The organism is Luteimonas lutimaris (assembly GCF_039537065.1).
In the GTDB taxonomy this organism is placed as follows: domain Bacteria; phylum Pseudomonadota; class Gammaproteobacteria; order Xanthomonadales; family Xanthomonadaceae; genus Luteimonas; species Luteimonas lutimaris.
This window is the reverse complement of record NZ_BAAAZU010000030.1, coordinates 60,640-85,050: the sequence shown is the minus strand read 5'-3', so window position 1 is coordinate 85,050 and position 24,411 is coordinate 60,640. Positions and strand designations below refer to the sequence as shown.

Sequence of the window (24,411 nt, the reverse complement as noted above, 5' to 3'; positions counted from 1 at the left end):
TTAGGTCGTGACGCCGTTCCCGCGCCGGCCCTTCAGGCCGCGCCGAGGCGCTTGATGAAGCGCACCGTGCCGTCGCCATAGCCGCAGGCGCGGTAGAAGGCGTGCGCGTCGGTGCGCTGCGAGCCGCTGCTCAGCTCCAGCCGGGCCGCCCCGGCGGCACGGGCGCGGCGCTCGGCGTCGCGCAGCAGCTGCCGGCCCAGTCCGCGGCCCTGGGCCTGGGAGGTCACCACCAGCGCGGTGATGCGGCAGGTGGTCGTGCCCAGCGGCAGGTAGTACATGAAATCCAGTGCGACCAGGCCGCAGACGCGGCCGTCGCAGCGCGCGACCACCAGCGCCTGGTGGTCGTTGTCGGTGATGGTGGCGATGCGTTCTGCCGCCTCGGCGACCTCGCAGGGATAGCCCAGCTCGCAGAGCAGGGCGGCCACGTCGTCGGCATCGCCCAGCGAGGCGCTGCGCAGGTCGGCGTCGGGAAGCGGGCCGCGCGGTGCGAAGTGGCTCGACATCGTGCCGGACCGCCCGCGCGAGCCGTCAGCGCGTGCCGTAGACCACGACGGTCTTGCCGCGCGCGTGCAGCTTGCCGTCGGCCTGCAGCTTCTTCAGCACCCGGCCGGCCATCTCGCGCGAACAGCCCACCAGCCGCGCCAGCTCCTGCCGCGAGACCCGCAGCTGGGTGCCGTCGGGGTGGCTCATCGCCTCCGGCTCGCGGGTCAGGTCGTGCAGGGTGCGGGTGATGCGGTCGGTGACGTCCAGGAACGCCAGGCGCCCGGCCTTGCGGCTGGTGTCCAGCAGCCGGCGCGAGAGCTGGGCGCCGATCGCATACACGATCTGCGTCGCGTCGCCGATCAGCGAGCCTTCGAACAGCTGGTACAGCCGCTCGTAGCTGATCTCGGCCAGTTCGCACTGCACGCGCGTGCGCAGGATCACCTCGCGCACGTCGGACTGGATGAACAGGCCCATCTCGCCGACGAACTCGCCGGGGCCGAAATAGCCCAGCACCAGCTCGCGGCCGTCGTCTTCCTCGGTGATGATGCTGACCGAGCCGCTGATGATGTAGTACAGCGTGCCGGCCGGGTCGCCGGGGCGGAACACGTCGGTCCGCGTCGGGTAGCGTCGGCGATGGCAGTGGGCCAACAGACGCTCGATGGTGGCCGGCGAGGGCACCAGTGGGTTCGAGCTGCTTCGGTAGTAGGGATTGATGAGAGCCACGGATGTCGGATTCATGAGCGGCGTCAACGGGGGAATGACCAAGAGTAGGCGGTCTCCGTTCATCCGGCAAACGCAGCCCCTTTTAGGCATGGACCCGATGGGCGCATAATTCGCCTTTCGCCCATCGAATCCGAGAGGGATGACCGCCGTGGTCAAGCCGCTGCCGCGCCTGAAGCTCCAGGGTTTCAACAACCTCACCAAGGCGCTGAGCTTCAATATCTACGACGTGTGCTACGCCGTGTCCGCGGACGAGCGCCAGCGCTACATCGAATACATCGACGAGGAATACAACGCCGACAGGCTCACCCAGATCCTGACCGACGTGGCCGAGATCATCGGCGCCAACATCCTCAACATCGCGCGCCAGGACTACGACCCGCAGGGTGCGTCGGTGACGATCCTGATCTCGGAGCAGCCGGTGGTCGACAAGGCCGATGCCAAGGGCGTGATCTCCGACGCGGTGGTCGCGCACCTGGACAAGAGCCACATCACCGTCCACACCTATCCGGAAACTCATCCGCAGGGCGGCATCGCGACCTTCCGCGCCGACATCGACGTGGCGACCTGCGGCGTGATCTCGCCGCTGAAGGCACTCAACTACCTGATCGAGAGCTTCGAGTCGGACATCGTGATCGCCGACTACCGCGTGCGCGGCTTCACCCGCGACATCAAGGGCAAGAAGCACTACATCGACCACAAGATCAATTCGATCCAGGACTTCCTGGCCAAGAACATCAAGACCCGCTACGAGATGTTCGACGTCAACGTCTACCAGGAAAACATCTTCCACACCAAGATGCACCTGAAGGACTTCGACCTCGACCAGTACCTGTTCGAGGAAAAGGCCCGCAACCTGTCGTTCAAGGAACGGATGAAGATCGAGGCGCGGCTCAAGCGCGAGATCGAGGAGTTGTTCCACGGGCGCAACCTGGTCGAGTAGGGCGGGTTACATCCGTTTCAGGCGCGTGGTGCCAGACTGCGCGGCACGAAATCCAGGCGGGACGACCCGCGCGGCGGACATTCGCCGAAGTGACATAGACCGACGACGGTCCGGCGCGAAAGCTCCGGGCCGTTTTTCTTTTCGCATCGACTGGAAGGAGGCCGTGATGGCCTGGATCTACCTGCTGCTGGCCGGCGTGTTCGAGATCGGATTCGCGATCGGCCTGAAATACACCGAAGGCTTCACCCGGCTATGGCCGAGCGCGGGGACGGTCATCGCCGCGGCGATCAGCCTGTGGCTGCTGACCCACGCACTGCGCACGATCCCGGTGGGCACGGCGTATGCGGTCTGGACCGGGATCGGCGCGGTCGGCGTGGCCACGCTGGGCATCGTACTGTTTTCCGACAGCGCCTCGCCGGCGCGGCTGGCGTGCATCGCGCTGATCATCGCGGGGGTGGTGGGGCTGAAGCTGGTGTCGTAGGTTGAGGCTTGCGCAAACCCCATCCCGCAGGAGCGGCGGAAGCCGCGACCACGTTGCCGGCGTGGCCTGGCCGCGGCTGCGCCGCTCCTGCGCGGGCGAGTGGCGTCGGATGGACTGGCGAAATCCCGCCCTACAGCCGGTAGGCGACGGTCTTCATCAGCTTCGACGCCGCCGCCATCACCGAGGGAATCGGCTGTGGCAGGATCCGCGCCCCCGCGGCTTCGGCGTTGTCGGCGTGGCGGGCCTCGTCGGCCTTCATCGTGGTCAGGATGGCGCGGCTGCGCAGGTCGGCTTCCGGCAGGGTTTGCAGGTGTTCGTCCAGGTGGGCCTCGACCTGGCGCTCGGTCTCGACCACGAAACCCAGGTTCCAGCCGTCGCCGCGCAGGCCGGCGAGCGCGCCGATGGCGTAGCTGCCGGCGTACCAGACCGGGTTGAGCAGGCTGGGGCGGCTGTCGAGTTCGCGCAGGCGGTCGGCGCACCAGGCCAGATGGTCGGTTTCCTCCTGCGCCGCCTCCAGCAGGTGGTCGCGGGTGGCGGGGTCGCGGGCAACGGCGGCCTGGCCCTCGTACAGGGCCTGGGCGCAGACCTCGCCGACGTGGTTGATCCGCATCAGCCCGGCAGCGTGGCGGCGCTCGGCCGCGTCCAGGGCCACCTCCGGCGTGTCGCCGGCGGGGTTGCCGCGGGCCGCGGGCGGGCTGCCGAAGACCGTTTCCAGCGCGCGCTGGGCCTGGTCCAGGACATGGTCGAGGGGGTGCTTGAGGCGTGGGGTGGCCATGTGCGGACTCGGGGGCGGATTCGGGCGACGGGGCGCGCCGGGCAGCGGCCATTCTCGCCGCCGCCGTGGCGGTCCGCCAGCGCCGGCCCGGCGAGGGGAGCAGGCCGCTTGCGGCGGCCATGCGCGGCCGGTATCATTTCGCCTCTTGCGCTTCACGCTTTCAAAACGCGAGGCAAAGTTCCGCCGCCAACGGCGCCGGAATCCGCCCGACCAATCAACGCCATGAGCACACCATGAAGACCTTCACCGCCAAGAACGAGACCGTCCAGCGCGACTGGTACGTCGTCGACGCCACCGGCAAGACCCTCGGCCGCCTCAGCGCCGAACTCGCGCACCGCCTGCGCGGCAAGCACAAGCCGGTCTACACCCCGCACGTCGACACCGGCGACTACATCGTCGTGATCAACGCCGAGAAGATCCACGTCACCGGCAACAAGCTGGCCGACAAGATGTACTACCGGTTCACCGGTTACGTCGGCAACCTCAAGAGCGAAACCCTCGGCCAGGCGCTGCAGCGCCACCCGGAGCGCGTCATCGAGATCGCGGTCAAGGGCATGCTGCCGAAGAATCCGCTCGGCCGCGCAATGTACAAGAAGCTCAAGGTCTACAAGGGTGCCGAGCACCCGCACGCCGCCCAGCAGCCGCAAGTCCTGGATATCTAACTCATGGCCATCTCCCAAAATTACGGCACCGGCCGTCGCAAGTCCTCCACCGCCCGCGTGTTTCTGCGCCGCGGTACCGGCAACATCACCGTCAATGCCCGTCCGCTGGACGAGTTCTTCGGCCGCGAGACCGCGCGTATGATCGTGCGCCAGCCGCTCGAGCTGACCAAGAACACCGAGTCGTTCGACATCTTCGTCACCACCACCGGCGGCGGCACCACCGGCCAGGCCGGTGCGATCCGCCTGGGCATCGCCCGCGCGCTGGTCGAGTACGACGAGTCGCTCAAGGGCGAGCTGCGCAAGGCGGGCTTCATGACCCGCGACGCGCGCGAGGTCGAGCGCAAGAAGGTCGGCCTGCACAAGGCACGCCGCGCCACCCAGTTCTCCAAGCGTTAAGGAGAACATCGCCGGAAGCCCCGCCAGCGCGGCGCGGGCCTCCGGTGCCCCGCGGAAACGGCGCGCCACTGCGCCGTTCCCGGGTTACAATCGCTCCATAGCCCCGTCGCCAAGCGGTAAGGCACCTGACTCTGACTCAGGCATTCGGAGGTTCGAATCCTTCCGGGGCTGCCAAATCCGCCGGTATTGCCGCGATCGCGCAGGCGCTGCCGGACCAGCAGGACACCGCAAGCCCGCCCCGCGCGGGCTTGCGCGTTTCGGGCCGCGGGCGCTGGCCGGCGGCTGTTCCCGTCGCCGCGTGAGGCTGCGCCATGGTCGCCATCTTCCCCGCTCCGTCTACGCCGGCCGACGCCCTGGTGCCGGCAATGCGCGGGCATGGCTACGCGGTGTTCGCTCCCGACGCAGTGGCCGCGCTGTGCGGCGTGCCGGTGGCCGGCCTGGAGACGCTGAAGGCCAGCTGGAGCGACCTGCCGCGGGACGAGTACCTGCTCGACGGCGGCAGCTACCGACGCCGGCGCCACGCCTGCTTCGTGGCCGATGGCGATGCGCTTGAGCGCGTACCGCACCGCGCGCACTGGCAGTCGAAGGACTACAACGCGCTGCACGGCGGGCTGCGCCGCTGGTTCGCGCCGGTCGAGGACGCGGTGGCCGGCAGCGACGCATGGCAGGGCCTGCTGCGCGGGCTGTCGGCGCAGGTCTCGCGGCTGGACGACGCGCGGCCCTGGTACCTCGAGGCGCACCAGTTCCGCATCGACACCGCCGACGGCATCGGCCGCCCGACGCCCGAGGGCGCGCACCGCGACGGCGTCGACTTCGTCGCCGTGCTGCTGGTCGACCGCGTCGGCATCCGCGGCGGCGAGACGCGCGTGTTCGACGCCCGGGGCCCGGACGGCCAGCGCTTCACGCTGGAGCAGCCGTGGTCGCTGCTGCTACTCGACGACGCCCGCGTGATCCACGAATCCACGCCGATCCAGCCCGAAGGCGACGCCGGTGGCCATCGCGACACGCTGGTGCTGACCTGGCGCAAGGGCGGCTTCCAGGGCGACGACTGAGCGCGGCCGGACCTGGCGGCGGTGGAGAACCCCTGTGGGAGCGGCCATGGCCGCGATCTATTCGGGTCCAATCGCGACCATGGCCGCTCCCACAAAGGCGCGCCGGCAAAAGTTACAATTGAAACGATTTCCAGACACCTGATCCGCGGAGTCCCGATGAAACTTGGTTCCCTGAAGGAAGGCGGCCGCGACGGCACGTTCGTCGTCGTCTCGCGCGACCTGTCGCAGGCCGTGCATGCCACCGGCATTGCGTCGACCCTGCAGCAGGCGCTGGAGGACTGGTCGAACGTCGCGCCGCGCCTGGTCGCGCTGTCCGACGCGCTCAACGACGGCAGCGCCGACGGCGCCTTCGACCTCGACGTCGCCGCTCTGGCCGCGCCGCTGCCGCGCGCCTACGAGTTCGTCGACGGCAGCGCCTACCTGCCGCACGTCGAGCGCGTGCGCAAGGCGCGCGGCGCCGAGGTGCCGGAGAGCTTCTACACCGACCCGCTGATGTACCAGGCCACCAGCGCCGGCTTCCTCGGCCCGCGCGACAACGTCAAGGTCGTCGACGAAAGCTACGGCATCGACCTCGAGGCCGAGATCGTGGTGGTCACCGACGACGTGCCGATGGCGGTCACGCCCGACCAGGCCGCCGCGCATATCCAGCTGGTGGGCCTGGTCAACGACGTCAGCCTGCGCAACCTGATCCCCGGCGAGCTGGCCAAGGGCTTCGGCTTCCTGCAGTCCAAGCCGCGCTCGGCGCTGAGCCCGGTGTTCGTCACCCCCGACGAACTGGGCGACGCGTGGCGCGGCAACAAGCTGCACCTGCCGCTGGTCACCCACGTCAACGGCGAATGGTTCGGCGCGCCGGAAGCGGGCGTGGACATGCAGTTCGACTTCTCGCAGCTGGTCGCGCACGTGGCCAAGACCCGGCCGCTGGTCGCCGGCACCATCGTCGGCTCGGGCACCATCGCCAACCAGGACACCAGCCTGGGCGCATCGTGCTTCGCGGAGAAGCGCACGGTGGAGAAGCTGGAGCAGGGCGAATCGGTGACGCCGTTCATGTCGTTCGGCGACACGGTGCGCATCGAGATGCTCGACGGCGAGGGGCGCTCGATCTTCGGTGCCATCGAGCAGCGCATCGAGCGCCAGCCCAAGCCCGGGGCCTGATCCGCGGCGTGATGGGCCGAGTGGGCCGCCTGCCGCGACGGGCGGTCTTCCGGCGCTGCCGCGTGCACGTTAAGGTGCCCGTTTCCGCGCCGTTGCGCGGTCACCAGGGGAACATGACGCGATGACCGCCGACCGGCTGTGCCTGCATTCGTACTGGCGCTCGAGCGCCGCCTATCGCGTGCGCATCGGCCTCAACCTCAAGGGCCTGCCGTACGAGATCGCGCCCGTGCACCTGGTGCGCGACGGCGGCGAACAGCACCGGCCCGAGTACGCGCAGATCAATCCGCAGCAGCTGGTACCGGTGCTGCAGCACGGCCAGCGCATGCTGCGGCAGTCGCTGGCGATCCTCGAATACCTCGACGAAATGTGGCCGCAGCCGCCCTTGCTGCCGGCCCACGCGCGCGATCGGGCCCGCGTGCGCGCGCTGGCGCAGCTGATCGCCTGCGACGTGCACCCGCTCAACAACCTGCGCGTCATGCAGTACCTGGAGCGCGACTGGGGCGTGCCGCAGCCCGAGCGCGAGGTCTGGTCGCGGCACTGGATGCAGGAGGGCTTCGCCGCGTTCGAGGCGCTGCTGCGGCACCATCCCTCTACCGGGGAATTCTGCGAAGGCACCACGCCCGGGCTGGCCGACTGCTGCCTGGTCCCGCAGGTCTACAACGCGCGCCGCTTCGGCGTGGACCTGACGCCATACCCGAACATCGTGCGCATCGAACAGGCCTGCCTGGCGCTGCCGGCCTTCGACGCCGCGCGGCCGGAGCGGCAGCCGGATGCGCCCGGAAAATAAAACTGGAAGAAGATCCGTCGCAAGGGGATCACTGCGACGCTTTCGAAACGACTCCCGCACGGCACGAACGCTCCTCCCCCGCTTACGGGGGAGGATGGGTGGGGGAGGCTCTTCTACCGTGTTGTTTTCCGAAGCTGTGCGCCTGCCGGCGATCAGGCCTGTGCGCCGCCTTCGAACACATCCGCGTACGGGTCATGTTCGCCGCTGGCGCCCTCCGAGAACCGGAACTTCAGCGCCAGGCCGTCGCGCGAGTCGGCGGCGCGCAGCGCGGTCTCGCGCTCGATCCTGCCTTCCTTGCACAGCCGGAACAGGCACTGGTCGAACGACTCCATGCCTTCCTCCAGCGACTCCTCCATCGCCTGCTTGACCTCGTGCACGTGGCCGCGGCGGAGCAGGTCGCGGATCACCGGGGTGTTGATCAGCACCTCGGTCGCCGGCAGGCGGCGGCCGTCGGTGCCCGCCACCAGGCGCTGCGACACCACCGACTTGAGGTTGAGCGCCAGGTTCATCAGCACGTTCTTGTGCGCGGCCTCGGGGAAGAAGTTGAGGATGCGCTCGATGGTCTGGTCGGCGTTGTTGGAGTGCAGCGTGGCCAGGCACAGGTGGCCGGTCTCGGCGAAGGCGATCGCCGCCTCCATCGTGGTCGCGTCGAGGATCTCGCCGATCAGGATCACGTCCGGCGCCTCGCGCATCGCGTTCTTCAGCGCGTTGTGGAAGGCGTGCGTATCGAGGCCGACTTCGCGCTGGTTGACGATCGACTTGCGGTGCCGGTGCAGGTACTCGATCGGGTCCTCGATGGTGAGGATGTGGCCGGAGGTGCTGGCGTTGCGGTAGTCGATCATCGACGCCAGCGTGGTCGACTTGCCCGAGCCGGTGGAGCCGACGATCAGCACCAGCCCGCGCGGGGCCATGATGATTTCCTTGAGCACCTGCGGCAGCTGCAGCTCCTCGATGCTGGGGATGGTGCTGCGGATCGAGCGGATCACCATCCCGACCTCGCCGCGCTGCTTGAACACGTTGACGCGGAAGCGCCCCGAGTCCTGCAGCGACAGCGCCATGTTCAGCTCCAGGTCGCGCTCGAACTGCGGTACCTGGCCCTCGTCCATCAGCGAGTAGGCGATCTTCTTGACCATGCCGGTGGGCAGGCCGGTGTTGCCGAGTGGGTAGAGCTTGCCCTCGACCTTGATGTACACGGGCGCGCCCGTCGTCAGGAACATGTCCGACGCATTCTTTTCCGTCATCAGCTTCAGGAAATAGCCGATGTCCATGAGCGAACCCCCACTGCCGGGCGAGGAATCGTTGCGATTCCGCCGGATGCTGATGACAATGGCCGCGGATCCCCGGGAGCGCGACCCCCCAATGGCCACAAGCTTCGCACAATTCAGATCGGCCCTGCAGGTGCCCGTGTTCGCAATCGTGCTGGCGCTCACGGCCTGCGCGAGCCTGCCGCCGCCCACCACCGAACTGGCCGCTGCCCGCCAGGCCGTGTCGCAGGCCGGCGACGCCGACGCCGACCAGTACGCGGCCGACGAGATTTCGCAGGCCCGCCGCGCGCTGGAAATGGCGCAGGCGGCGATGGCCAGGGGCCGCGAGGACGAAGCCCGCTCGCTGGCGGTGCAGGCCGCCGCGGTCGCCGACCTGGCGCGTGCGCGCAGCAACCAGGCGGTCACCGAGACCGAGCTGGCGCAGCGCCGTGCCGAGATCAGCCGGCTGCGCCAGAAGCTGGGCGTGGAGGACGGACAATGAAGACCCTGCCGATCTCGCTGGTGCTCGCTGCCGCGCTGCTGGCCGCCGCCCCGGCCCACGCTGCCGACAATCCCGACGCGCAGCGCCTGTCGCAGCGCCTGCAGGCCCTGGACTCTGACCCGGCGACCGCGGGCGTGGCCGCCTACGAGCGGCTGCAGGCGCGACAGGCGGTGCAGGCGTTCGAACAGGCCCGCAGCGCCACGCGCGCGGCCGCGTTGAAGGTGGCGCAGGCGCGGGTGGAAACCGCCGAGATCGCCGCCCGGACGGCCGTGACCCGGACCGAAATCGACCGCCTCGATCGCGAGCGCGGCGAACTGCTGGTCGAAGCCAGCCGGCGCGAGGCCGCACGCGCGCGCCAGGAAGCCGAACGCCTGCGTGTCCAGGCCCAGATCCAGGCCGAGGAAGCCGCGCGCCTGCGCGAGCAGGCCGACCAGGACGCCGCCGCCCGGGCCGAGGTGGAGGGTGCGCTGGACAGCGTTGCCAGCGGCGAGGCGGCCAAGCTGCGCGCCGCCCGCAAGCGGGCCGCGGAACTGGCCCGGCAGGAGGCCGAGCTGATGCAGCAGGGCGACCCGGCGCAGGACGACGGCAGCGACCAGCCCTGACGGACCGGACTTGTTCGGTTGTCGATAAGAACCGGTTAATTTTCAATAAGTTGCGCGCGTATTTCGGGCCGGCCCCAGGGCCGGCATCACGCAATTCGACGCCCCGGACCTGGGGTTCACCCCAGGGGAATCAGCAGCTTGCGCCATACGCTTGCCGCCCCCGATCCGGGGGAGTAGGGTCAGGCTTGCAGGTGGCCGGAATCCCCGACTTGGCCGCCTGGCAGACGCAGGGCCACGACGACATGATTCAGCTGCAAATCCACCGGGATCGCGCCGCCGGAATTGGCATCCGGCCCGGTGCCCCGAAGAAGTTCCCCGTGCCGTCCGCCCTGTCCGATCACCCCGCAACGCCCCGTGCCCATGCCCGGGGCGTTCGTTTTTGTGCTGAAGGAGGCTTCCATGTTTGAAGGGCAACCGCAGGCCGAGCTCGATGCTCTGTTCAAGGCGAACCCGGAGTTCCGCCAGCTCTACCACCACCACAAGGAACTGGACAAGAAGGTCCTCGACGCCGAACTCGGCGTGCTGCCGGTGGATGACAGCACCCTGCTGCAGATGAAGCGGGAGAAGCTGGTCGCGAAGGATCGCCTGTCCCGCCTGTTCGAATCCCTGAAACACTGACACCGTCCCATTCGCGGGCGGCGGCGGCCATCCTCGTCGGTCGTCGCCGTCCGCGATCTCCAGGGCCTGCCGGCCCGGCTGCTGGCAGGCCTTGCTGCCGGACGCCCCGTGGTGGATGCGATAATCGCGCTCCGTCTGCATTCCGCGAGCGCCGCATGCCGATCCATTCTTCCGTCCTCGAACTCATCGCCGACACGCCCATCGTCAAGGCCCGCGGCCTGGACACCGGCGCGTGCGAGCTGTACCTGAAGCTCGAGAACCAGAACCCCGGCGGTTCGATCAAGGACCGCATCGGCATGAGCATGATCGAGGCCGCCGAGCGGCGCGGCGACATCAAGCCCGGCGACACCCTGGTCGAGGGCACGGCGGGCAACACAGGCATCGGCCTGGCGCTGGTCGCCCAGCAGAAGGGCTACAAGCTGATCCTCGTGGTCCCGGACAAGATGAGCCGGGAGAAGATCTTCAACCTCAAGGCGATGGGCGCGCAGGTCGTGCTGACCCGCTCGGACGTGGCCAAGGGCCACCCGGATTACTACCAGGACCTGGCCGCGCGCATCGCCGACGAAACCCCAGGCGCCTACTTCATCAACCAGTTCGGCAACCCGGACAACCCGGCTGCGCACGAGCACGGCACCGGGCCGGAGATCCTGCGCCAGATGGCGGAAGTGGGCGGGGTGGACGCGGTGGTGTTCGGCTGCGGCAGCTCGGGGACCATGACCGGCCTGTCGCGCTGCTTCGAAAAGCACGCACCGGACGTGGAAATGGTCCTCGCCGACCCGGTCGGTTCGATCCTGGCCGAGTACATCAACGAGGGCACGCTCAGCGACAAGTCGGCCAGCTGGATGGTCGAGGGCATCGGCGAGGACTTCCTGCCGCCGATCTCCGACTTCTCCCGTGTGAAGAAGGCCTACGCGATCAGCGACAAGGAGAGCTTCCTCGCGGCGCGCGAACTGCTGGAGAAGGAGGGCGTCCTCGGCGGCTCCTCCACCGGCACCCTGCTGGCCGCGGCACTCAAGTACTGCCGCGAGCAGACGACGCCGAAGAAGGTGCTGCTGTTCGTCTGCGATACCGGCAACAAGTACCTGTCCAAGCTCTACAACGACTACTGGATGCTGGACAACGGCTTCCTCGAGCGCGAGCAGCACGGCGACCTGCGCGACCTGATCCTGCGCCCGTACTCGCGCCGCGACACCGTGGTGGTCGGCCCCAACGACCTGCTGGTCACCGCCTACCAGCGGATGAAGCTGTACGAGATCTCGCAGCTGCCGGTCATGGACGGCGACCGCATCGTCGGCATCCTCGACGAGTCCGACGCGCTGCTGCACGTCTACGGGGACGAGGCCCGGTTCCAGGACCCGGTCTCGACCGCGATGGTCAGCAAGCTGGAGCTGCTGGACGTGAAATCGCCGATCGAGGGCCTGCTGCCGGTGTTCGACCGCGGCCAGGTCGCGATCGTGATGGATGGGGACCACTTCCTCGGCCTGATCACCCGGATCGACCTGCTGAACTACCTGCGCCGGCGCGTTCAGTAAGCAGTCGGCCAGGCGGTCCCTGACGACGGGGAAGCTGCCCGCCCGATGGTAGAATTCGCGGTTGCATCGGCTGAATCCACGGGTCTTATGAACAACGATCACGGCGCGGCTCCGGCCGGCTCCCCCGACTGGGGCATGGGCACCAAGGCCATCCACGCCGGACAGGCCCCCGACCCCAGCACCGGCGCGGTGATGCCGCCGATCTATGCCACCTCGACCTACGCCCAGTCCAGCCCGGGCGTGCACCAGGGCTTCGAGTATTCGCGCACCCACAACCCGACCCGCTACGCGTGGGAGCGGGGCGTGGCCGGGCTGGAAGGCGGCACACGCGGCTTCGCGTTCGCTTCGGGCATGGCCGCCACCGCGACCGCGCTGGAACTGCTCGACAGCGGCGACCACGTGATCGCCATGGACGACCTCTACGGCGGCACCTACCGCCTGTTCGAGCGCGTGCGCCGGCGCAGCGCCGGACTGGACTTCAGCTTCGTTGACCTGACCGACCCGGCGGCCTTCGAGGCGGCGATCACGCCCAGGACGAAGCTGGTGTGGGTCGAGACCCCGACCAACCCGCTGCTCAAGATCGTCGACCTGCAGGCCATCTCCGCGATCGCGAAGAAGCACGGCCTGCTGATGGTCGCCGACAACACCTTCGCCTCGCCGATGCTGCAGCGCCCGCTCGAACACGGCGCCGACATCGTCATGCACTCGGCCACCAAGTACCTCAACGGCCACTCCGACATGGTCGGCGGCATGCTGGTGGTCGGCGACAACGCCGAACTGGCCGACAAGCTCGCCTTCCTGCAGAACTCCGCCGGCGCGGTGCAGGGGCCGTTCGACAGCTTCCTCGCACTGCGCGGCCTGAAGACCCTGCACCTGCGGATGAAGGCGCACTGCGAGAACGCCCAGGCGCTGGCCGAATTCCTGCAATCGCACCCGGCGATCGAGGGCGTGATCTACCCGGGCCTGCCCTCGCACCCGCACCATGCATTGGCGAAGCGGCAGATGGACGGCTTCGGCGGCATGCTCTCGATCCGGCTCAAGGGCGGTTTCGAGGCTGCGAAGCGCTTCTGCGAACGCACGCAGCTGTTCACCCTGGCCGAGTCGCTTGGCGGCGTCGAAAGCCTGGTCAACCACCCGGCGGTGATGACCCACGCCAGCGTGCCGGTCGAGAACCGGGCGCGGCTGGGGATCGGGGATGAGTTGGTGCGGTTGAGCGTGGGGGTGGAGTCGGTTGACGATCTGTCGCAAGACCTGGTGAACGCTCTGGAAGCCGTTGGATGAACAGCATGATTGCAGTTCGGCGCAGTGTTCGAACTGCCGGCCCAAGGCTGACCCCAAGTCTCATCGAGAGCCTGAGGTCGCCGTCGTTCTGGACATATTCAAGCTGGCTTGATATCGCAGCGAAGTACCGTGGTTCCGTCCTCGGTCTGGCATGGCTGGTGCTGCCGACTGCAATCTTCGTCACGTTGCTTGGGAATGTCTACTCGCATCTGATGGGATACCAGATCGGGGAGTACATGCCGTATCTGGCGACCGGTTACGTCGTCTGGCGCTTCATGCTGCAGGTGATAAACGATTCGTCGGGAACGCTCCATTCCCACAAGGCATACATCATGGACGGACGCGTACGCCTGACCGATTTCTTGCTGCGCTCATTCGCCAAGGCGGGTCTCCAGTTCCTGTTCGGCATGATCGTCGTGGTCGCCGTGGTGCTGTGGTTCCAGTCGTGGCAAGGGCTGTTGTCGCTGGCCACCATGCTTCTGACGATGCCGTTGTTGCTGGCCAACCTGTTCTGGATCTCGGTGTGCGTGGGCTTGATTGGCGCGCGTTTCCCCGACACGCGCGATGCCATCGGGACCGTGCTGGTGGCCGGGTTTCTGTTGACGCCGATCCTGTGGATGATTGATCGCTTTCCGCCGGACTCGCTCCGAGGGTTCCTGGCGCGACTCAACCCGGCTTACCACCTGATCGACCTGGTTCGATCACCGGTGCTTGGGCATCTGCCGGAGAAGTCGTCGGTCATCGTCGCCTTGGTCATGTGTGTAGTGGGCTGGTGCCTGGCGAGCTGGCTGTACCGGCGCTATGCCAGGTTCGTGGCGCTGTGGGTCTGAGGAAGGCATTCGATGACGGTGAAGATTCAGGCCAAGGGGATGTCCCTCAAGGTTCCCAACTACGTGCAGCGCGCACCGACGGCCTCGGGAATCATGCGGGAGATTCTCTCCGAAGCATTCGTCCGTTCCAGGCGCGAGTACAGGACGATCCTGGATGGCCTGGATTTCACCGTGGACGATGGTGATCGTATCGCTTTGCTCGGGCGCAATGGTGCAGGCAAAACCACCTTGCTACGGGTGCTCAGCGGCGCTTTCCAGCCGACCGAAGGGATGCTGGAGGTGCAGGGAACACGGCAGGCATTGCTGAATCTCAGTCTCGGTTTCAACAACAACGCATCTGTCCGCGAGAACATCTTTCTGCGTGGCACCGCCATGGGCATGAAGTTGTCGAAGATGGCCGAGTTGGTCGACTCGATCCTGGAATTCGCCGACCTCGCGGAAGTTGCGCGGCATCGGTTGCTGACGTTGTCGTCAGGGCAGAGGATGCGCCTTGGATTCGCCATATCCACTTCCGTACAGCACGACATCATGTTGATGGATGAGTGGTTTGGCGCCGGTGACGCCAGCTTCATCGCCAAGGCGCGGACGAGGCTGAGCGATCGCGTAGATGGTTGCAGGATCATGGTGCTCGCCAGCCACAACCTGCAGATGATCAGGAAAACATGCTCCCGTGGCCTGGTGCTCGACGGGGGGCGGCAAGTCTTCATTGGGCCAGTCGAAGAAGCCATCGATGCCTACAAGGCGATCTACCAGTCGTTGCCTGGTTACGTGCCGAGGTACGACAAGAAGATCGCCAGGGCGAAGAAGCGGGCCGCGGCCAGGCGGAAGGCAGCCAGGCCAGAATGATCGATCCGCCTGTCGAGCCGGGCCGGGAAGTGAACTTGCGGGTTCAGCACGCACTTCTCGTTGCCTATGAGTATCCACCTTCGCCTTCGCCGCAATCGCTGCGATGGGCCTACTTGTGCCGCGAGATGGCGGGTGCGGGCGTGCGGATGAGGGTAGTCGCGCCTCGCGGCGGTGGAGATGGGCGTGGGCTTCCGGGCTACGGTGAATGCGACGTCGAAAGGATTTGGCCCGGCCCCTTCATGGCGACGCTGGACTGGTTGCGCTCGCTTCCCGGCAAGCGGCAGGTCGCCGGTGGTGATGGGCAGACCACCGAACGCCTCTTTCCGGACCGTGGCGGTGGGCTGAACTGGAAGGGCCGGCTGGTCGAGCGCTTCCAGCGCGGCTTGGGGGCGATGATGTTTCCCGATATCCGGGCTGAATGGAATCCGTGGGCGCGCAAGGTCGTGCGTCGCCTGCTGCAAGACGGCGGAGTCGGCGTGCTGGTGACGTCCCATGAGCCGGCCAGCGTACTTGCACTTGGTCAGGAGGCGCGCCGCGCGGGGGTGCCGTGGGTCGCGGATCTCGGTGATCCCGTGGCGGCGCCGTACACGCCACCGCGATGGCGACGCCGTGCCCTTCGGCTCGAAGGAGTCGTCTGCGAACAGGCCGACCACGTCACCGTCACCTCGGATGCGACACGGTCACTATTGATGGCCCGCCATGGCGTGGATGGACGGCGAATCACGGTTATCCCGCAGGGATTCGACGCCGCGCTCGCGATTGATGCGCAGGCTCGTTCGCGTGCCGACCGTCCGCTCGAACTGCTGTATACCGGAAGTTTGTACGCTTTTCGCAGAATCGACGAGTTACTCGAGGCAGTGGTCGATGTGCCGGGTGTGCGCCTGGCGATCGCCAGCAGGCGAATGCCGCGCGGCATCATCGAATGGCGGGAGCGATATCCCGGCCGCGTCCGATTGCTGGGGGCGGTGACGCATGCGCATGCTCTGGAATTGCAGCGGACGGCGGACGTGCTGGTGGACCTTGGCAACGATGCCCCGGAGCAGGTGCCGGGGAAGTTCTACGAGTACCTTGGTGCCGCGCGCCCCATCCTGCATATCGGCGACGGCAAGTCGGCGGCGGCCGGCGAATTGTCCGCTCTGCGGCGCGGCTGGATCTGCGCCCCGGAACGCACGTGCATATCCACCCTGCTGCGCGAGCTCGTGGAGCTCGGTGCCCGGGGGCGGCTTGAGGCCGGTCTTGACCTCGGGCAGGAGGCCGTACACGGATACAGCTGGCAGGCTTCCGCTGCAAAGATGGCCCGCGTGCTCCGCACTGCCGCGGCTGGCTAGTATTTTGTTCTCTTACCGCAAATAGTGAAATCAACACTAGGATCCCATCAAATGAACCAGACCCCCGAATCCCAGCAACGGTCCGCTGCCAGCGGCACGCTCTCGGTAATCGGCCTCGGCTACATCGGCTTGCCGACGGCCGCGATGTTCGCCTCCAACGGCGTGCACGTCACCGGCGTCGACATCAGCCAGAGAGCGGTGGATGCAGTCAACTCCGGCACTGCACACATCGAGGAAGGGGAGCTCGACGAGTTGGTGGGGCGTTGTGTCGGCGCCGGCTTCCTGAGGGCCACCACGTCTGCGGTCGCCGCGGACAACTTCATCATCGCCGTGCCCACGCCCGCCGGCCATGATGCGAACCATTCTCCCGACGTGAGTTATGTTCGTGCCGCCGGAGAATCGATCGCGCCCGTGCTGAAGAAGGGCGATCTTGTCATTCTCGAGTCGACATCGCCGGTGGGTACCACGGGAATGCTTTCCGAGCTGTTCGCCGCCGCGCGTCCCGATCTTCGGTTCCCGCACCAGGCCGGTGAGAACGCCGACGTCTGCATTGCCTATTGCCCGGAACGGATCATCCCCGGCCGGATGCTGCAGGAACTGGTGGAAAACGACCGCATCATTGGCGGCATGACGCAGCGTTGTGCGGTGCGCGCGTCCGATCTCTACAAGATTTTCGTGCGCGGTACGTGTCATCTTGCCGACGATCGCACTGCCGAGATGGTCAAGCTTACCGAGAATGCCTTCCGCGACGTGAACATTGCCTTTGCGAATGAGCTGTCGATGATATGCGCGGGCCTTGGAGTCGATGCGTGGAAGGTCGTGGAGTTCGCCAACCGGCACCCGCGTGTGAACATACTCAACCCGGGGCCTGGGGTTGGCGGGCACTGCATCGCGGTCGATCCATGGTTCATCGTCGCCACTTCACCCGAGCGGGCCAAGCTCATACGCGCCGCGCGCGAGATCAATGATGCCAAGACCGAGTTCGTCATCGACCAGGTCGAGCACGCGATGGCCGAGCTTCCGGACGCGAAAGTCGCTTGTCTGGGGCTTTCCTACAAGCCGGACGTGGATGATTTCCGAGAGAGCCCTGCGTTCGAGATCGCGGCGCGGCTGAGCGCGCACCACGGTGCGCGCGTGCTGTCGACCGATCCCTATGCACACGCGTTGCCGGAGGAAGCCAGGCAGAAGGCGGGCCTTACCATCGTGTCCCCGGAGCAGGCCATCAAGGACGCCACTATTATCGTGATGCTGGTTGGCCATACGGCGTTCCGCGCATTCTCGTCGCTGGAAGGAAAGCGAGTGCTCGATACCGTGGGCTACTGGCGCTGACACGTCGCAGCATTCTCCAGAGGTTGTCATGAGCGAAGGGTCGGAGAGCACGGAGCAGCCTGGCGTAGAGCATGGCGGGGATACACCGGCCCGGCGCGCGGTGGAGTTGGCGATCGATGCTTGCGAGAGCTTGGCCCGGGAGTGTGCCGCGTTGGGGACCTCTCCTCCCGATATCGCGCGCCTCGCTGAGATCGGGGATGGGGCGGAAGCGGCGATGCAGGAGCGAATAGCGTCCATCCAAGAGCAGTTGGCCGTGCTTGAGTCGGCGCTCATCGCCATGGGAAGTCGTTCGCCTGGACACGATTGCGCTGCGGTCGACGACCGGTTACGGAATCGGGACGAGGAGGTCCGGCGGTTGTTGGCCAAGCTTGATGAGCAGCTCCGCTATCGCAGGCGTATCAATGCCATCCTGGAGAGGGAGCGAAGGAAATCTCGGGAGGCCAGCAAGGACGCCGAGGTGCTGCGTAACTCGTTCTCTTTCCGGCTTGGCAGCTTGTTGCTGGGCGCGGCCCGGAGCCCGAAAAGGATGCTGATGCTTCCTCATGACGGGTTTGCGCTGCTGCGCGAGGCCTGGCCCCGAATCTCCAACCGCCTTCGCCGCGGCGCGAGGCAGACACCATCCGACAGTCAGCCGGATCTGGGGCCCGACGTTGCGCTAGCCGGCAAGGACGCTGACTGGATGACGGAATCGGTCATCGTTGCCGAGCCGATACAGCGCCTGTCGCCGGGAACCGAAGCCGCGCCGCTCCTTCCGGACAACCTTGCCACGCTGCGCATTGCGACGGTAATGGACGAGTTCTCGTTCAACGCGTTCAGCCACTGCGGCGATCTGCTGCAGATCGGCGCCGAGGATTGGCGTCGGGAGATCGAGGAGTTCGAACCGAACCTGCTGCTCGTCGAGTCGGCGTGGAAGGGGAGGGACGAAAGCTGGGCGCGCAAGGTCTATCCGCTGTCCAGGGAGATGGTGGACATGGTTGCCTGGTGCCGCGAACGCAGGATTCCGACCGTATTCTGGAATAAGGAGGACCCAGTCCACCTCAGCGTATTCATGCGCACCGCCCGCCAGTTCGATTTCGTGTTCACCACCGACATCGATTGTGTCCGCGCCTACAAGGCCGCATTGGGCCACGAACAGGTTTACTGGCTGCCTTTCGCTTGCCAGCCGGCAGAACACAATCCGATCGAGGAATATCAGCGCAAGGACGGCTTCTGTTTTGCCGGGTCCTTCTACGCGAAGTATCCCGAGCGACAGCGCGACTTCGCGACCATCATCGATTCGATGTCACGGTTGAGACCGGTGGACATCTATGATCGAAACGCCGGCAAGGACGATCCCGCGCTCGCCTTCCCGGATGTGTATGACCCGATGATCCAGGGTTCGCTTCCGTACACGCAGATATCGCTGGCATACAAGGGGTATCGGTACGGCATCAACATCAATACCGTCAAGCAGTCGCAGAGCATGTTCGCGCGACGCGCGTTCGACCTGCTGGCCAGCAACACCGTGACCGTGAGCAATTTCTCGCGCGGGCTGAGGATGCTGCTGGGCGACTTGGTCATCGCCTCCGACGACGGGACGCAACTCGCCGCGCGGGTACGGCCGCTGCTGGGCGACGATTCCACCTACCGCCGGTTTCGCCTGGCAGGCCTGCGCAAGGTGATGTCGGAGCATACCTACCAGGATCGCCTGCGCTACGTGCTCGAAAAGGTTGGTGGCAGGGCCGTCGACGACGGCCTGCCGCACGTCGTCGTCGTGGGCCACGCATCGGATGCGGACCAGGTTGCCCGGCTGTGCGTGGCATTCGAACGCCAGCGTCACCCGAGCAGGGAACTGGTCCTTGTGGTCCCGGCCGGGCTCGATGTGCAGGAGCGCGTGGGCCTCACGGTGGTCACCGAGGCCGATGCGGCGAACGTCGGACTGGCAGCGTGCTGGCCCGAGGCGTGGGTCGCGTGCTTCGATCCGGAAGACCACCATGGCGAGCACTACCTGACCGACCTCGTGCTGGCGACGCGCTACGCCGGGGCAGGGCCCATCGGCAAGGCGGCAAGGTTCACGTTCGACGGCCAGCGCGTGTCACTCCGCGACGAGGGCATGGCTTACCGCACCGGCCAGTCGATCCCGCTGCGGCGTGCGATAGTGCGAGCGGCGGAGTCCCCGGTTGCGGACCTCCTCTCGATGGCGCGGCGCGGCGCGGACGTGGTAGTCCACGATGCCTGCGCGATCGACGAGTTCCACTACTGCGAAAAAGGGGCCGGGATCGACGCCACGCTGGTCGGCGACCTGGCGGGGCTATGGGCCGGTGTGTCGCTGCAGCGGCTGCATCGGCTGGCCGAGACGGCGACGGCCGCAGACGTGCTAGCTGCCGAGCAGATATCGAGCCCCGCAATGGATGCCGCGGAACTAGCGCAAATCCTGCCGTGCGGCGACCAGCATGCCGACGGCCGCGTCAGCCTAGCCCTGCGGGAAGGCAGGCTGCTGCTGCGCTCGAAGCTGGCCGGCGACCTCCACGCCTACCTCTACGCGCCCCGGCCGCTCCCCGTCGCGCAGCTGTTCCCCGGGGGCATCGGCAAGTTCAACCTCGTGGTCGATACGGAGATGCTTGTCAGCTTCGTCTTCATCTTTCTCGATGCCAAGCGCGAGCGCATCGGCCATGCGATCAGGGCTTGCAGTTCCAACCTGAGTATTTCGGCGCCGGCGGGAACCTGCCATGTGCGCTTGGGGCTTCGGGTCCAGGGGCCCGGCGAGGCTACTGTCAGGCGGCTCGTGCTGGGACATGTTCCGTCGCCTGCCGCGGGCATCCCGGCCCGAGCCGAACACCTGGTTGTCAGTCGCGGGTATCCAGCCTACGACAACCTCTACAGCTACGCCTACGTGCACCGCCGGATCAAGGGCTACGCGGCAGCGGGCGTGCCCGTGGACGTGTTCCGTATCAATGAAGACCACGTCCGGTTCAGTGAATTCGAGGACATCGACGTGGTTTCGGGCCAGTTGTCCGACCTCGAGTTGATGATCCGAAGCAATCCGTACCGGACAGTGCTGGTGCATTCGCTGGACCGTGCGTTGTGGTCGACGCTGAAGGAGTGCGCGTCCGATCGCGAGATCCTGGTCTGGATCCACGGCGCGGAGATCCAGCCCTGGTACCGGCGTGACTTCAGCTTCCTGGACGACCGCGACCGGGAGCGTGGCATCCAGCGAAGCAACGATCGCATGGCGTTCTGGCGCGACATCTTCGCCGACACGCCCGACAATACGAAGTTCATCTTCGTGTCCCGCCACCTCGCGCGCGAGGCGATGCGCGATGTCGGGGTGGAGCTGGACCCCTCCCGCTACGTGGTCATCCACAACCACGTCGACGGCGAGTTGTTCAAGTACACCCCCAAGCCGGCAGCGCAACGCAACCGGCTGCTCTCCATTCGCCCCTACAGCCGGCCGACCTACGCCAACGACCTGGTGGTCAAAGCCATCCTCGACCTTGTCGATGAACCCTGGTTCGGGCAGCTCGAATTCCGCCTGATCGGCGACGGGCGCCTGTTTGATGAAACCGTCGAGCCGGTGAGGCACCTTCCCAACGTCGTGCTCGAGAAGCGGTTCCTCAGTCAGTCGGAAATCGCGGCGCTGCACAGGGAATACGGCGTGTTCCTCGCGCCGAGCCGGATTGATTCGCAGGGAGTCTCGCGCGACGAGGCGATGGCGTCAGGTCTCGTGCCCGTGACCAACCGCGTTTCCGCCATCCCGGAATTCGCCGACGCCTCGTGCGCGATGCTGGCCGAGCCTGAGGACTGGCGTGGCATCGCCGATGCGATCCGGCGCCTGCATGCCGAGCCCGACCTGTTCCTCTCCCTGTCGGAAGCCGCCGCCGCGCGCGTGCGCGCGCAGAGCGGGGCGGCCCGGACCCTGGATCGCGAACTCGCCCTGATGCTGCCCGACCGCAGGTCCGCGGATGAACCATTGCCGGTGCCGGTAACAGCGCCGCGCACGCGCAGGCGGATCGCGCTGTACGGCGACCTCGACCTGAACCTCATCGACGGTTCGGCAGTGTGGGCGGCATCGCTGGCGCGCGTGCTTGCGGGTGAAGACGAAGTCGACGTGGACCTGTTCCTGAAGGCCCGGATCAGGCAGACGCAGGTGATCCGGGAACTGCTCGGGATGGTGAACGTGCGGCTGATCGAACCGGCGGGAGATACGGTGCGGCTGAGGCCGGAGCAGGCGCTGGACAGCATCGTCGAAGCGGACGGCACGCGCGGATACGACGCGGTCGTCCTGCGTGGCTTCGATCTCGCACTGCTCGCGCAGGAGCGCGCCGAACTCGCGGGCAGGCTCTGGGTCTACCTGACTGACATCCCGCAGCATGCGGACGACTTCACCCCGGAACGACTCGACGCGCTGCGGCGCGTCACGCGTGGAGCGGCGCTGGTCCTCTGCCAGACGCCCGCGCTGGAGCAACATCTGGTCGCGATGTCGCCGGAGGCCGCGGGCAAGACGCGGCTGCTGCCACCGATGATCCCGGACTACGAGCAGGGGCATGTCGCACCGGCGCGGACCGATGGCATGTTGCGCCTGGCCTATGCGGGCAAGTTCGCGCCGCTTTGGGGAATACGCGAATTGTTCGACGCGGTGGGCCGGCTGCGTGCCGAAGGCGTGCCGATCGAGCTACACGTGTTCGGCGACAAGATCCACAACCCGCCGGACGATCCTGGTTTCCGGCCGTTCGTGGAAGCGCGGTTGCAGGACGAGGGGGTGGTCTGGCGCCGCGGGCTCGACCGCGGGCAGGTACTGGAGCGTCTGCGCGGGATGGACGCCGGTTGGGCCTGGCGCCTGCCACAGCTGGAAGAGCGCACCCTGGAGCTGTCAACGAAGCTGCTCGAGTATGCGGCGAGTGGGGCTCCTCCCGTACTTGCGCCAGGTGCGGTCAACGAAGGGCTCTTCGGCGCCGGCTATCCGCTGTTCGCCACCGCACAGTCGCTTGCGGACCTGCTCCGTTCGATGGCCCGGGACCCGGAGATCCTCGCCCAGGCACGCCGCCAACTGGAGGGCATCGCCGCGCGGTATACCTTTTCCGCCGTGCGCGAGCGGCACGTGGCGCCGCTGCTGCTCGAGGCGGCCCGCGGGCTAGCAGCTGCAACCAGCGGCAGTGCGTCTTGAAGATCCACGTCCCCACGGCGCTGAAACGTCGCATCGAGTCCTTCCAGGCTAATGACGCCCTCGTGGCGGCAGGCGGCAGGCTCGTCCACGACGACGTCGTCGCGGTGCCCGGCTACCCGGACACGGCGGTGCGCCTGTTCGACGACTGGGCCGTCAATCCGCACCAGAGCCGCAGCTGGCAGTGGTCGGTTGCGGCGTTCCGCTTCATGCCAAGCGTCATCGCGCACCACGCACGCAACGACGACGCGGCCGCGCTGGAGTGGGCCTTGCAGGCCCTGCGATCCTGGCAGAAGGCCATCCGCGGCAAGCTCAAGCGCTATGAGTTCGCGCGCAACGACCACGCAGTCGCGGCCCAGGCGGAGAACCTGGTCTTCCTGCTCGCGCACCTGCACATGCGCGGACTGCGCGAGGAGGCGCACCAGGAAGTCGCCGCCGCGATCCACGGACATGCCGACCTCCTGGCCACCGAGGAGTTCTACTCCCGCCACACCAACCACGGGATCGAGCAGGCTAGGACGCTCGCCGTGATCGCGGACCTGTTCCCGGACGACCCCCGGTCGCCCGCGCGCATGGCGCTCGCGATTGACCGGCTGGTCGACGAACTCGACTTCGCCTTCACCAGGGAGGGTGTGCACGTCGAGAACAGCCCCGGCTACCACGCTTACGTCTGCCTGAGCTTCCTCAAGATCCGGGACTACTTCCCGCAGGGGGAGATCGCCGCGCTGGCCGACCGCATAGACGCGCTGATGCCGCGCGCGATGCGCTACCTCGTCCATGTGTCGCGGCCGGATGGCACCCTTCCGGTGATCGGCGACACCGTGGAGGCGCCCGTCCCCACCTACTTCCGCCGCTACCGGGCGACGCGTGACTACGCCCACCTGAGGTACGTTGCGACCGACGGCGCGGAGGGAGTGCCGCCGCCTCACACCACCGTCCTGTATCCACAGGCTGGCTACTTCATAGCCCGCGATGCGTGGTATCCACCGGGCGAGGGGCGCCGCGCGTTCCATCTGGTCTTCCGGTGCGGCTACCGCTCGGGCTACCACCGCCACGACGACGACCTCAGCCTCGTCCTGTACTGCGAGGGCGAGGACTGGCTGATCGATTCGGGTGCCTACAGCTACGCGGAGCAGGATCCGCTGCGCAGGTACATGCGGTCGAAGTGGGCACACAACGTGCCTGTGGTTCCGGGGCGGCCTGCCGACAGGTGGGATTGGGTTCCCCCGGCCGCCGTGCTGCCGATGCTACGCATCCCCTCGACACAGGGCGCCGGCGCCGTCCGCGGCATATCCCACAGCTATCCCGGCCATGTCGCGATGCGTGACGTCCAAGTCGATGCAGTGGCACGCGAGTTCACCGTCGTCGATTCCCTCATCCAGTCGGGCAAGCCGCGCCGCAGGAACTATCTTTCCCTCTGGCACGTGCCCGCCGACAAGAGCGTCCGGATCGAAGGACAACAGGTCACGCTGGAGTCGAAGGTGACCGGCAGGCGGCTCGTCATCGACAACATGGGGCGCCGGGCGAACGAAGTTCGGCTTCTCGACCCGGCCATTCCCGGGGTGGACGGGCCGGTCGTCTCGCGCATCGCCGGGCGGGTCGAGCCGGCGCAACTGGTCGCGTTCGAATGGTCCGCCAACCACTTGCACGCGATGTTGCGTTTCCGCCTGCTGGATGGCGAGGGCGTGGATGATGGCAGTCAATAACA

Annotated in this window: 23 protein-coding genes and 1 tRNA gene; 19 read left to right on the top strand and 5 right to left on the bottom strand. The window is 67.0% G+C overall.

Annotation, left to right across the window (positions count from 1 at the left end; all coding sequences use genetic code 11):
* Positions 1-32 precede the first annotated feature (32 nt).
* Positions 33-503 (bottom strand): GNAT family N-acetyltransferase, encoded by a 471-nt coding sequence (locus tag ABD679_RS13490; RefSeq protein ID WP_344760519.1) that lies wholly within the window; start codon positions 501-503, stop codon positions 33-35.
* A 25-nt stretch (positions 504-528) separates the two neighbouring features.
* Complete coding sequence (crp, locus tag ABD679_RS13485; protein ID WP_425561905.1) at positions 529-1,269, bottom strand: cAMP-activated global transcriptional regulator CRP; 741 nt, start codon at positions 1,267-1,269, stop codon at positions 529-531.
* Between the two features lie 85 nt (positions 1,270-1,354).
* Here crp and speD point away from each other — a divergent pair, with 85 nt between their 5' ends.
* Positions 1,355-2,146 carry an adenosylmethionine decarboxylase gene (speD, locus tag ABD679_RS13480; RefSeq protein ID WP_344760562.1) on the top strand — a complete coding sequence of 264 codons (792 nt, stop codon included), beginning with the start codon at positions 1,355-1,357 and terminating at the stop codon, positions 2,144-2,146.
* A 166-nt stretch (positions 2,147-2,312) separates the two neighbouring features.
* Entirely contained in the window at positions 2,313-2,627 is a 315-nt protein-coding gene (gene sugE / locus ABD679_RS13475) for a quaternary ammonium compound efflux SMR transporter SugE (protein WP_344760516.1), read from the top strand.
* Positions 2,628-2,757: 130 nt separating this feature from the next.
* Here sugE and coq7 read toward each other — a convergent pair whose 3' ends face one another.
* A complete protein-coding gene (coq7, locus tag ABD679_RS13470; protein ID WP_344760515.1) occupies positions 2,758-3,402 on the bottom strand; it encodes a 2-polyprenyl-3-methyl-6-methoxy-1,4-benzoquinone monooxygenase in 645 nt (214 codons plus the stop codon).
* Between the two features lie 233 nt (positions 3,403-3,635).
* Here coq7 and rplM point away from each other — a divergent pair, with 233 nt between their 5' ends.
* The 6 genes from rplM (at position 3,636) to maiA (ending at position 7,451) form a co-directional block, all read left to right on the top strand.
* A complete protein-coding gene (gene rplM / locus ABD679_RS13465) occupies positions 3,636-4,064 on the top strand; it encodes a 50S ribosomal protein L13 (protein ID WP_344760514.1) in 429 nt (142 codons plus the stop codon).
* Between the two features lie 3 nt (positions 4,065-4,067).
* Entirely contained in the window at positions 4,068-4,460 is a 393-nt protein-coding gene (rpsI, locus tag ABD679_RS13460; protein ID WP_344760513.1) for a 30S ribosomal protein S9, read from the top strand.
* A 99-nt stretch (positions 4,461-4,559) separates the two neighbouring features.
* A tRNA-Gln gene (locus ABD679_RS13455) sits at positions 4,560-4,634 on the top strand.
* A gap of 137 nt (positions 4,635-4,771) precedes the next feature.
* Positions 4,772-5,512, top strand: coding sequence for a 2OG-Fe dioxygenase family protein (locus ABD679_RS13450; protein ID WP_344760512.1), 741 nt, complete (start codon positions 4,772-4,774; stop codon positions 5,510-5,512).
* Positions 5,513-5,668: 156 nt separating this feature from the next.
* Complete coding sequence (locus tag ABD679_RS13445; protein WP_344760511.1) at positions 5,669-6,664, top strand: fumarylacetoacetate hydrolase family protein; 996 nt, start codon at positions 5,669-5,671, stop codon at positions 6,662-6,664.
* A 121-nt stretch (positions 6,665-6,785) separates the two neighbouring features.
* Entirely contained in the window at positions 6,786-7,451 is a 666-nt protein-coding gene (gene maiA / locus ABD679_RS13440; RefSeq protein ID WP_344760510.1) for a maleylacetoacetate isomerase, read from the top strand.
* Positions 7,452-7,603: 152 nt separating this feature from the next.
* Here the strand turns inward: maiA and ABD679_RS13435 are convergent, their stop codons facing one another.
* Positions 7,604-8,719: a PilT/PilU family type 4a pilus ATPase gene (locus tag ABD679_RS13435; RefSeq protein ID WP_344760509.1), complete on the bottom strand. Its 1,116-nt coding sequence runs from the start codon at positions 8,717-8,719 to the stop codon at positions 7,604-7,606.
* Positions 8,720-8,855: 136 nt separating this feature from the next.
* On the opposite strand from ABD679_RS13435, the gene ABD679_RS13430 reads away from it, so the two are divergent.
* Positions 8,856-9,197, top strand: coding sequence for a DUF4398 domain-containing protein (locus ABD679_RS13430; protein ID WP_344760508.1), 342 nt, complete (start codon positions 8,856-8,858; stop codon positions 9,195-9,197).
* Positions 9,194-9,799: a hypothetical protein gene (locus ABD679_RS13425; RefSeq protein ID WP_344760507.1), complete on the top strand. Its 606-nt coding sequence runs from the start codon at positions 9,194-9,196 to the stop codon at positions 9,797-9,799. Before ABD679_RS13430 ends, ABD679_RS13425 begins: the two co-directional genes overlap by 4 nt.
* Before the next feature lie 179 nt (positions 9,800-9,978).
* Here the strand turns inward: ABD679_RS13425 and ABD679_RS13420 are convergent, their stop codons facing one another.
* Positions 9,979-10,200 (bottom strand): hypothetical protein, encoded by a 222-nt coding sequence (locus tag ABD679_RS13420; RefSeq protein ID WP_344760506.1) that lies wholly within the window; start codon positions 10,198-10,200, stop codon positions 9,979-9,981.
* On the opposite strand from ABD679_RS13420, the gene ABD679_RS13415 reads away from it, so the two are divergent.
* From ABD679_RS13415 to ABD679_RS13375, 9 genes are all read left to right on the top strand, one after another.
* The gene (locus ABD679_RS13415) at positions 10,199-10,417 is read left to right on the top strand and encodes an HP1242/YdcH family protein (RefSeq protein ID WP_344760505.1); all 219 of its coding nucleotides are present in this window, start codon (positions 10,199-10,201) and stop codon (positions 10,415-10,417) included. The two genes, ABD679_RS13420 and ABD679_RS13415, sit on opposite strands and share 2 nt — an antisense overlap.
* 155 nt (positions 10,418-10,572) lie before the next feature.
* On the top strand, positions 10,573-11,949 hold the full coding sequence (locus ABD679_RS13410; protein WP_344760504.1) for a pyridoxal-phosphate dependent enzyme: 1,377 nt from the start codon (positions 10,573-10,575) through the stop codon (positions 11,947-11,949).
* A 135-nt stretch (positions 11,950-12,084) separates the two neighbouring features.
* The gene (locus tag ABD679_RS13405; protein WP_344760503.1) at positions 12,085-13,230 is read left to right on the top strand and encodes a cystathionine gamma-synthase; all 1,146 of its coding nucleotides are present in this window, start codon (positions 12,085-12,087) and stop codon (positions 13,228-13,230) included.
* Positions 13,227-14,060, top strand: a complete 834-nt coding sequence (locus tag ABD679_RS13400) for an ABC transporter permease (RefSeq protein ID WP_344760502.1) — start codon at positions 13,227-13,229, stop codon at positions 14,058-14,060. Before ABD679_RS13405 ends, ABD679_RS13400 begins: the two co-directional genes overlap by 4 nt.
* A gap of 12 nt (positions 14,061-14,072) precedes the next feature.
* Complete coding sequence (locus ABD679_RS13395) at positions 14,073-14,906, top strand: ABC transporter ATP-binding protein (protein ID WP_344760501.1); 834 nt, start codon at positions 14,073-14,075, stop codon at positions 14,904-14,906.
* Positions 14,907-15,145: 239 nt separating this feature from the next.
* Entirely contained in the window at positions 15,146-16,234 is a 1,089-nt protein-coding gene (locus tag ABD679_RS13390; RefSeq protein WP_344760500.1) for a glycosyltransferase, read from the top strand.
* 51 nt (positions 16,235-16,285) lie between these two features.
* The gene (gene wecC, locus ABD679_RS13385) at positions 16,286-17,563 is read left to right on the top strand and encodes a UDP-N-acetyl-D-mannosamine dehydrogenase (RefSeq protein WP_344760499.1); all 1,278 of its coding nucleotides are present in this window, start codon (positions 16,286-16,288) and stop codon (positions 17,561-17,563) included.
* A gap of 28 nt (positions 17,564-17,591) precedes the next feature.
* Complete coding sequence (locus ABD679_RS13380) at positions 17,592-22,706, top strand: glycosyltransferase family protein (protein WP_344760498.1); 5,115 nt, start codon at positions 17,592-17,594, stop codon at positions 22,704-22,706.
* A complete protein-coding gene (locus ABD679_RS13375; RefSeq protein WP_344760497.1) occupies positions 22,703-24,409 on the top strand; it encodes a heparinase II/III domain-containing protein in 1,707 nt (568 codons plus the stop codon). Before ABD679_RS13380 ends, ABD679_RS13375 begins: the two co-directional genes overlap by 4 nt.
* Positions 24,410-24,411: the final 2 nt, after the last annotated feature.

What these genes read in the sequence shown, in the direction of transcription:
- ABD679_RS13380 (WP_344760498.1), top strand. Translation starts at nt 17,592, where the DNA reads ATGAGCGAAGGGTCGGAGAGCACGGAGCAGCCTGGCGTAGAGCATGGC.
- rplM (WP_344760514.1), top strand. Translation starts at nt 3,636, where the DNA reads ATGAAGACCTTCACCGCCAAGAACGAGACCGTCCAGCGCGACTGGTAC.
- ABD679_RS13400 (WP_344760502.1), top strand. Translation starts at nt 13,227, where the DNA reads ATGAACAGCATGATTGCAGTTCGGCGCAGTGTTCGAACTGCCGGCCCA.
- ABD679_RS13390 (WP_344760500.1), top strand. Translation starts at nt 15,146, where the DNA reads ATGGCGACGCTGGACTGGTTGCGCTCGCTTCCCGGCAAGCGGCAGGTC.
- ABD679_RS13425 (WP_344760507.1), top strand. Translation starts at nt 9,194, where the DNA reads ATGAAGACCCTGCCGATCTCGCTGGTGCTCGCTGCCGCGCTGCTGGCC.
- maiA (WP_344760510.1), top strand. Translation starts at nt 6,786, where the DNA reads ATGACCGCCGACCGGCTGTGCCTGCATTCGTACTGGCGCTCGAGCGCC.
- ABD679_RS13395 (WP_344760501.1), top strand. Translation starts at nt 14,073, where the DNA reads ATGACGGTGAAGATTCAGGCCAAGGGGATGTCCCTCAAGGTTCCCAAC.
- ABD679_RS13445 (WP_344760511.1), top strand. Translation starts at nt 5,669, where the DNA reads ATGAAACTTGGTTCCCTGAAGGAAGGCGGCCGCGACGGCACGTTCGTC.
- ABD679_RS13405 (WP_344760503.1), top strand. Translation starts at nt 12,085, where the DNA reads ATGGGCACCAAGGCCATCCACGCCGGACAGGCCCCCGACCCCAGCACC.
- ABD679_RS13410 (WP_344760504.1), top strand. Translation starts at nt 10,573, where the DNA reads ATGCCGATCCATTCTTCCGTCCTCGAACTCATCGCCGACACGCCCATC.
- crp (WP_425561905.1), bottom strand. Translation starts at nt 1,269, where the DNA reads ATGAACGGAGACCGCCTACTCTTGGTCATTCCCCCGTTGACGCCGCTC.
- ABD679_RS13420 (WP_344760506.1), bottom strand. Translation starts at nt 10,200, where the DNA reads ATGGAAGCCTCCTTCAGCACAAAAACGAACGCCCCGGGCATGGGCACG.
- sugE (WP_344760516.1), top strand. Translation starts at nt 2,313, where the DNA reads ATGGCCTGGATCTACCTGCTGCTGGCCGGCGTGTTCGAGATCGGATTC.
- coq7 (WP_344760515.1), bottom strand. Translation starts at nt 3,402, where the DNA reads ATGGCCACCCCACGCCTCAAGCACCCCCTCGACCATGTCCTGGACCAG.
- ABD679_RS13415 (WP_344760505.1), top strand. Translation starts at nt 10,199, where the DNA reads ATGTTTGAAGGGCAACCGCAGGCCGAGCTCGATGCTCTGTTCAAGGCG.
- wecC (WP_344760499.1), top strand. Translation starts at nt 16,286, where the DNA reads ATGAACCAGACCCCCGAATCCCAGCAACGGTCCGCTGCCAGCGGCACG.
- ABD679_RS13450 (WP_344760512.1), top strand. Translation starts at nt 4,772, where the DNA reads ATGGTCGCCATCTTCCCCGCTCCGTCTACGCCGGCCGACGCCCTGGTG.
- ABD679_RS13435 (WP_344760509.1), bottom strand. Translation starts at nt 8,719, where the DNA reads ATGGACATCGGCTATTTCCTGAAGCTGATGACGGAAAAGAATGCGTCG.
- ABD679_RS13490 (WP_344760519.1), bottom strand. Translation starts at nt 503, where the DNA reads ATGTCGAGCCACTTCGCACCGCGCGGCCCGCTTCCCGACGCCGACCTG.
- rpsI (WP_344760513.1), top strand. Translation starts at nt 4,068, where the DNA reads ATGGCCATCTCCCAAAATTACGGCACCGGCCGTCGCAAGTCCTCCACC.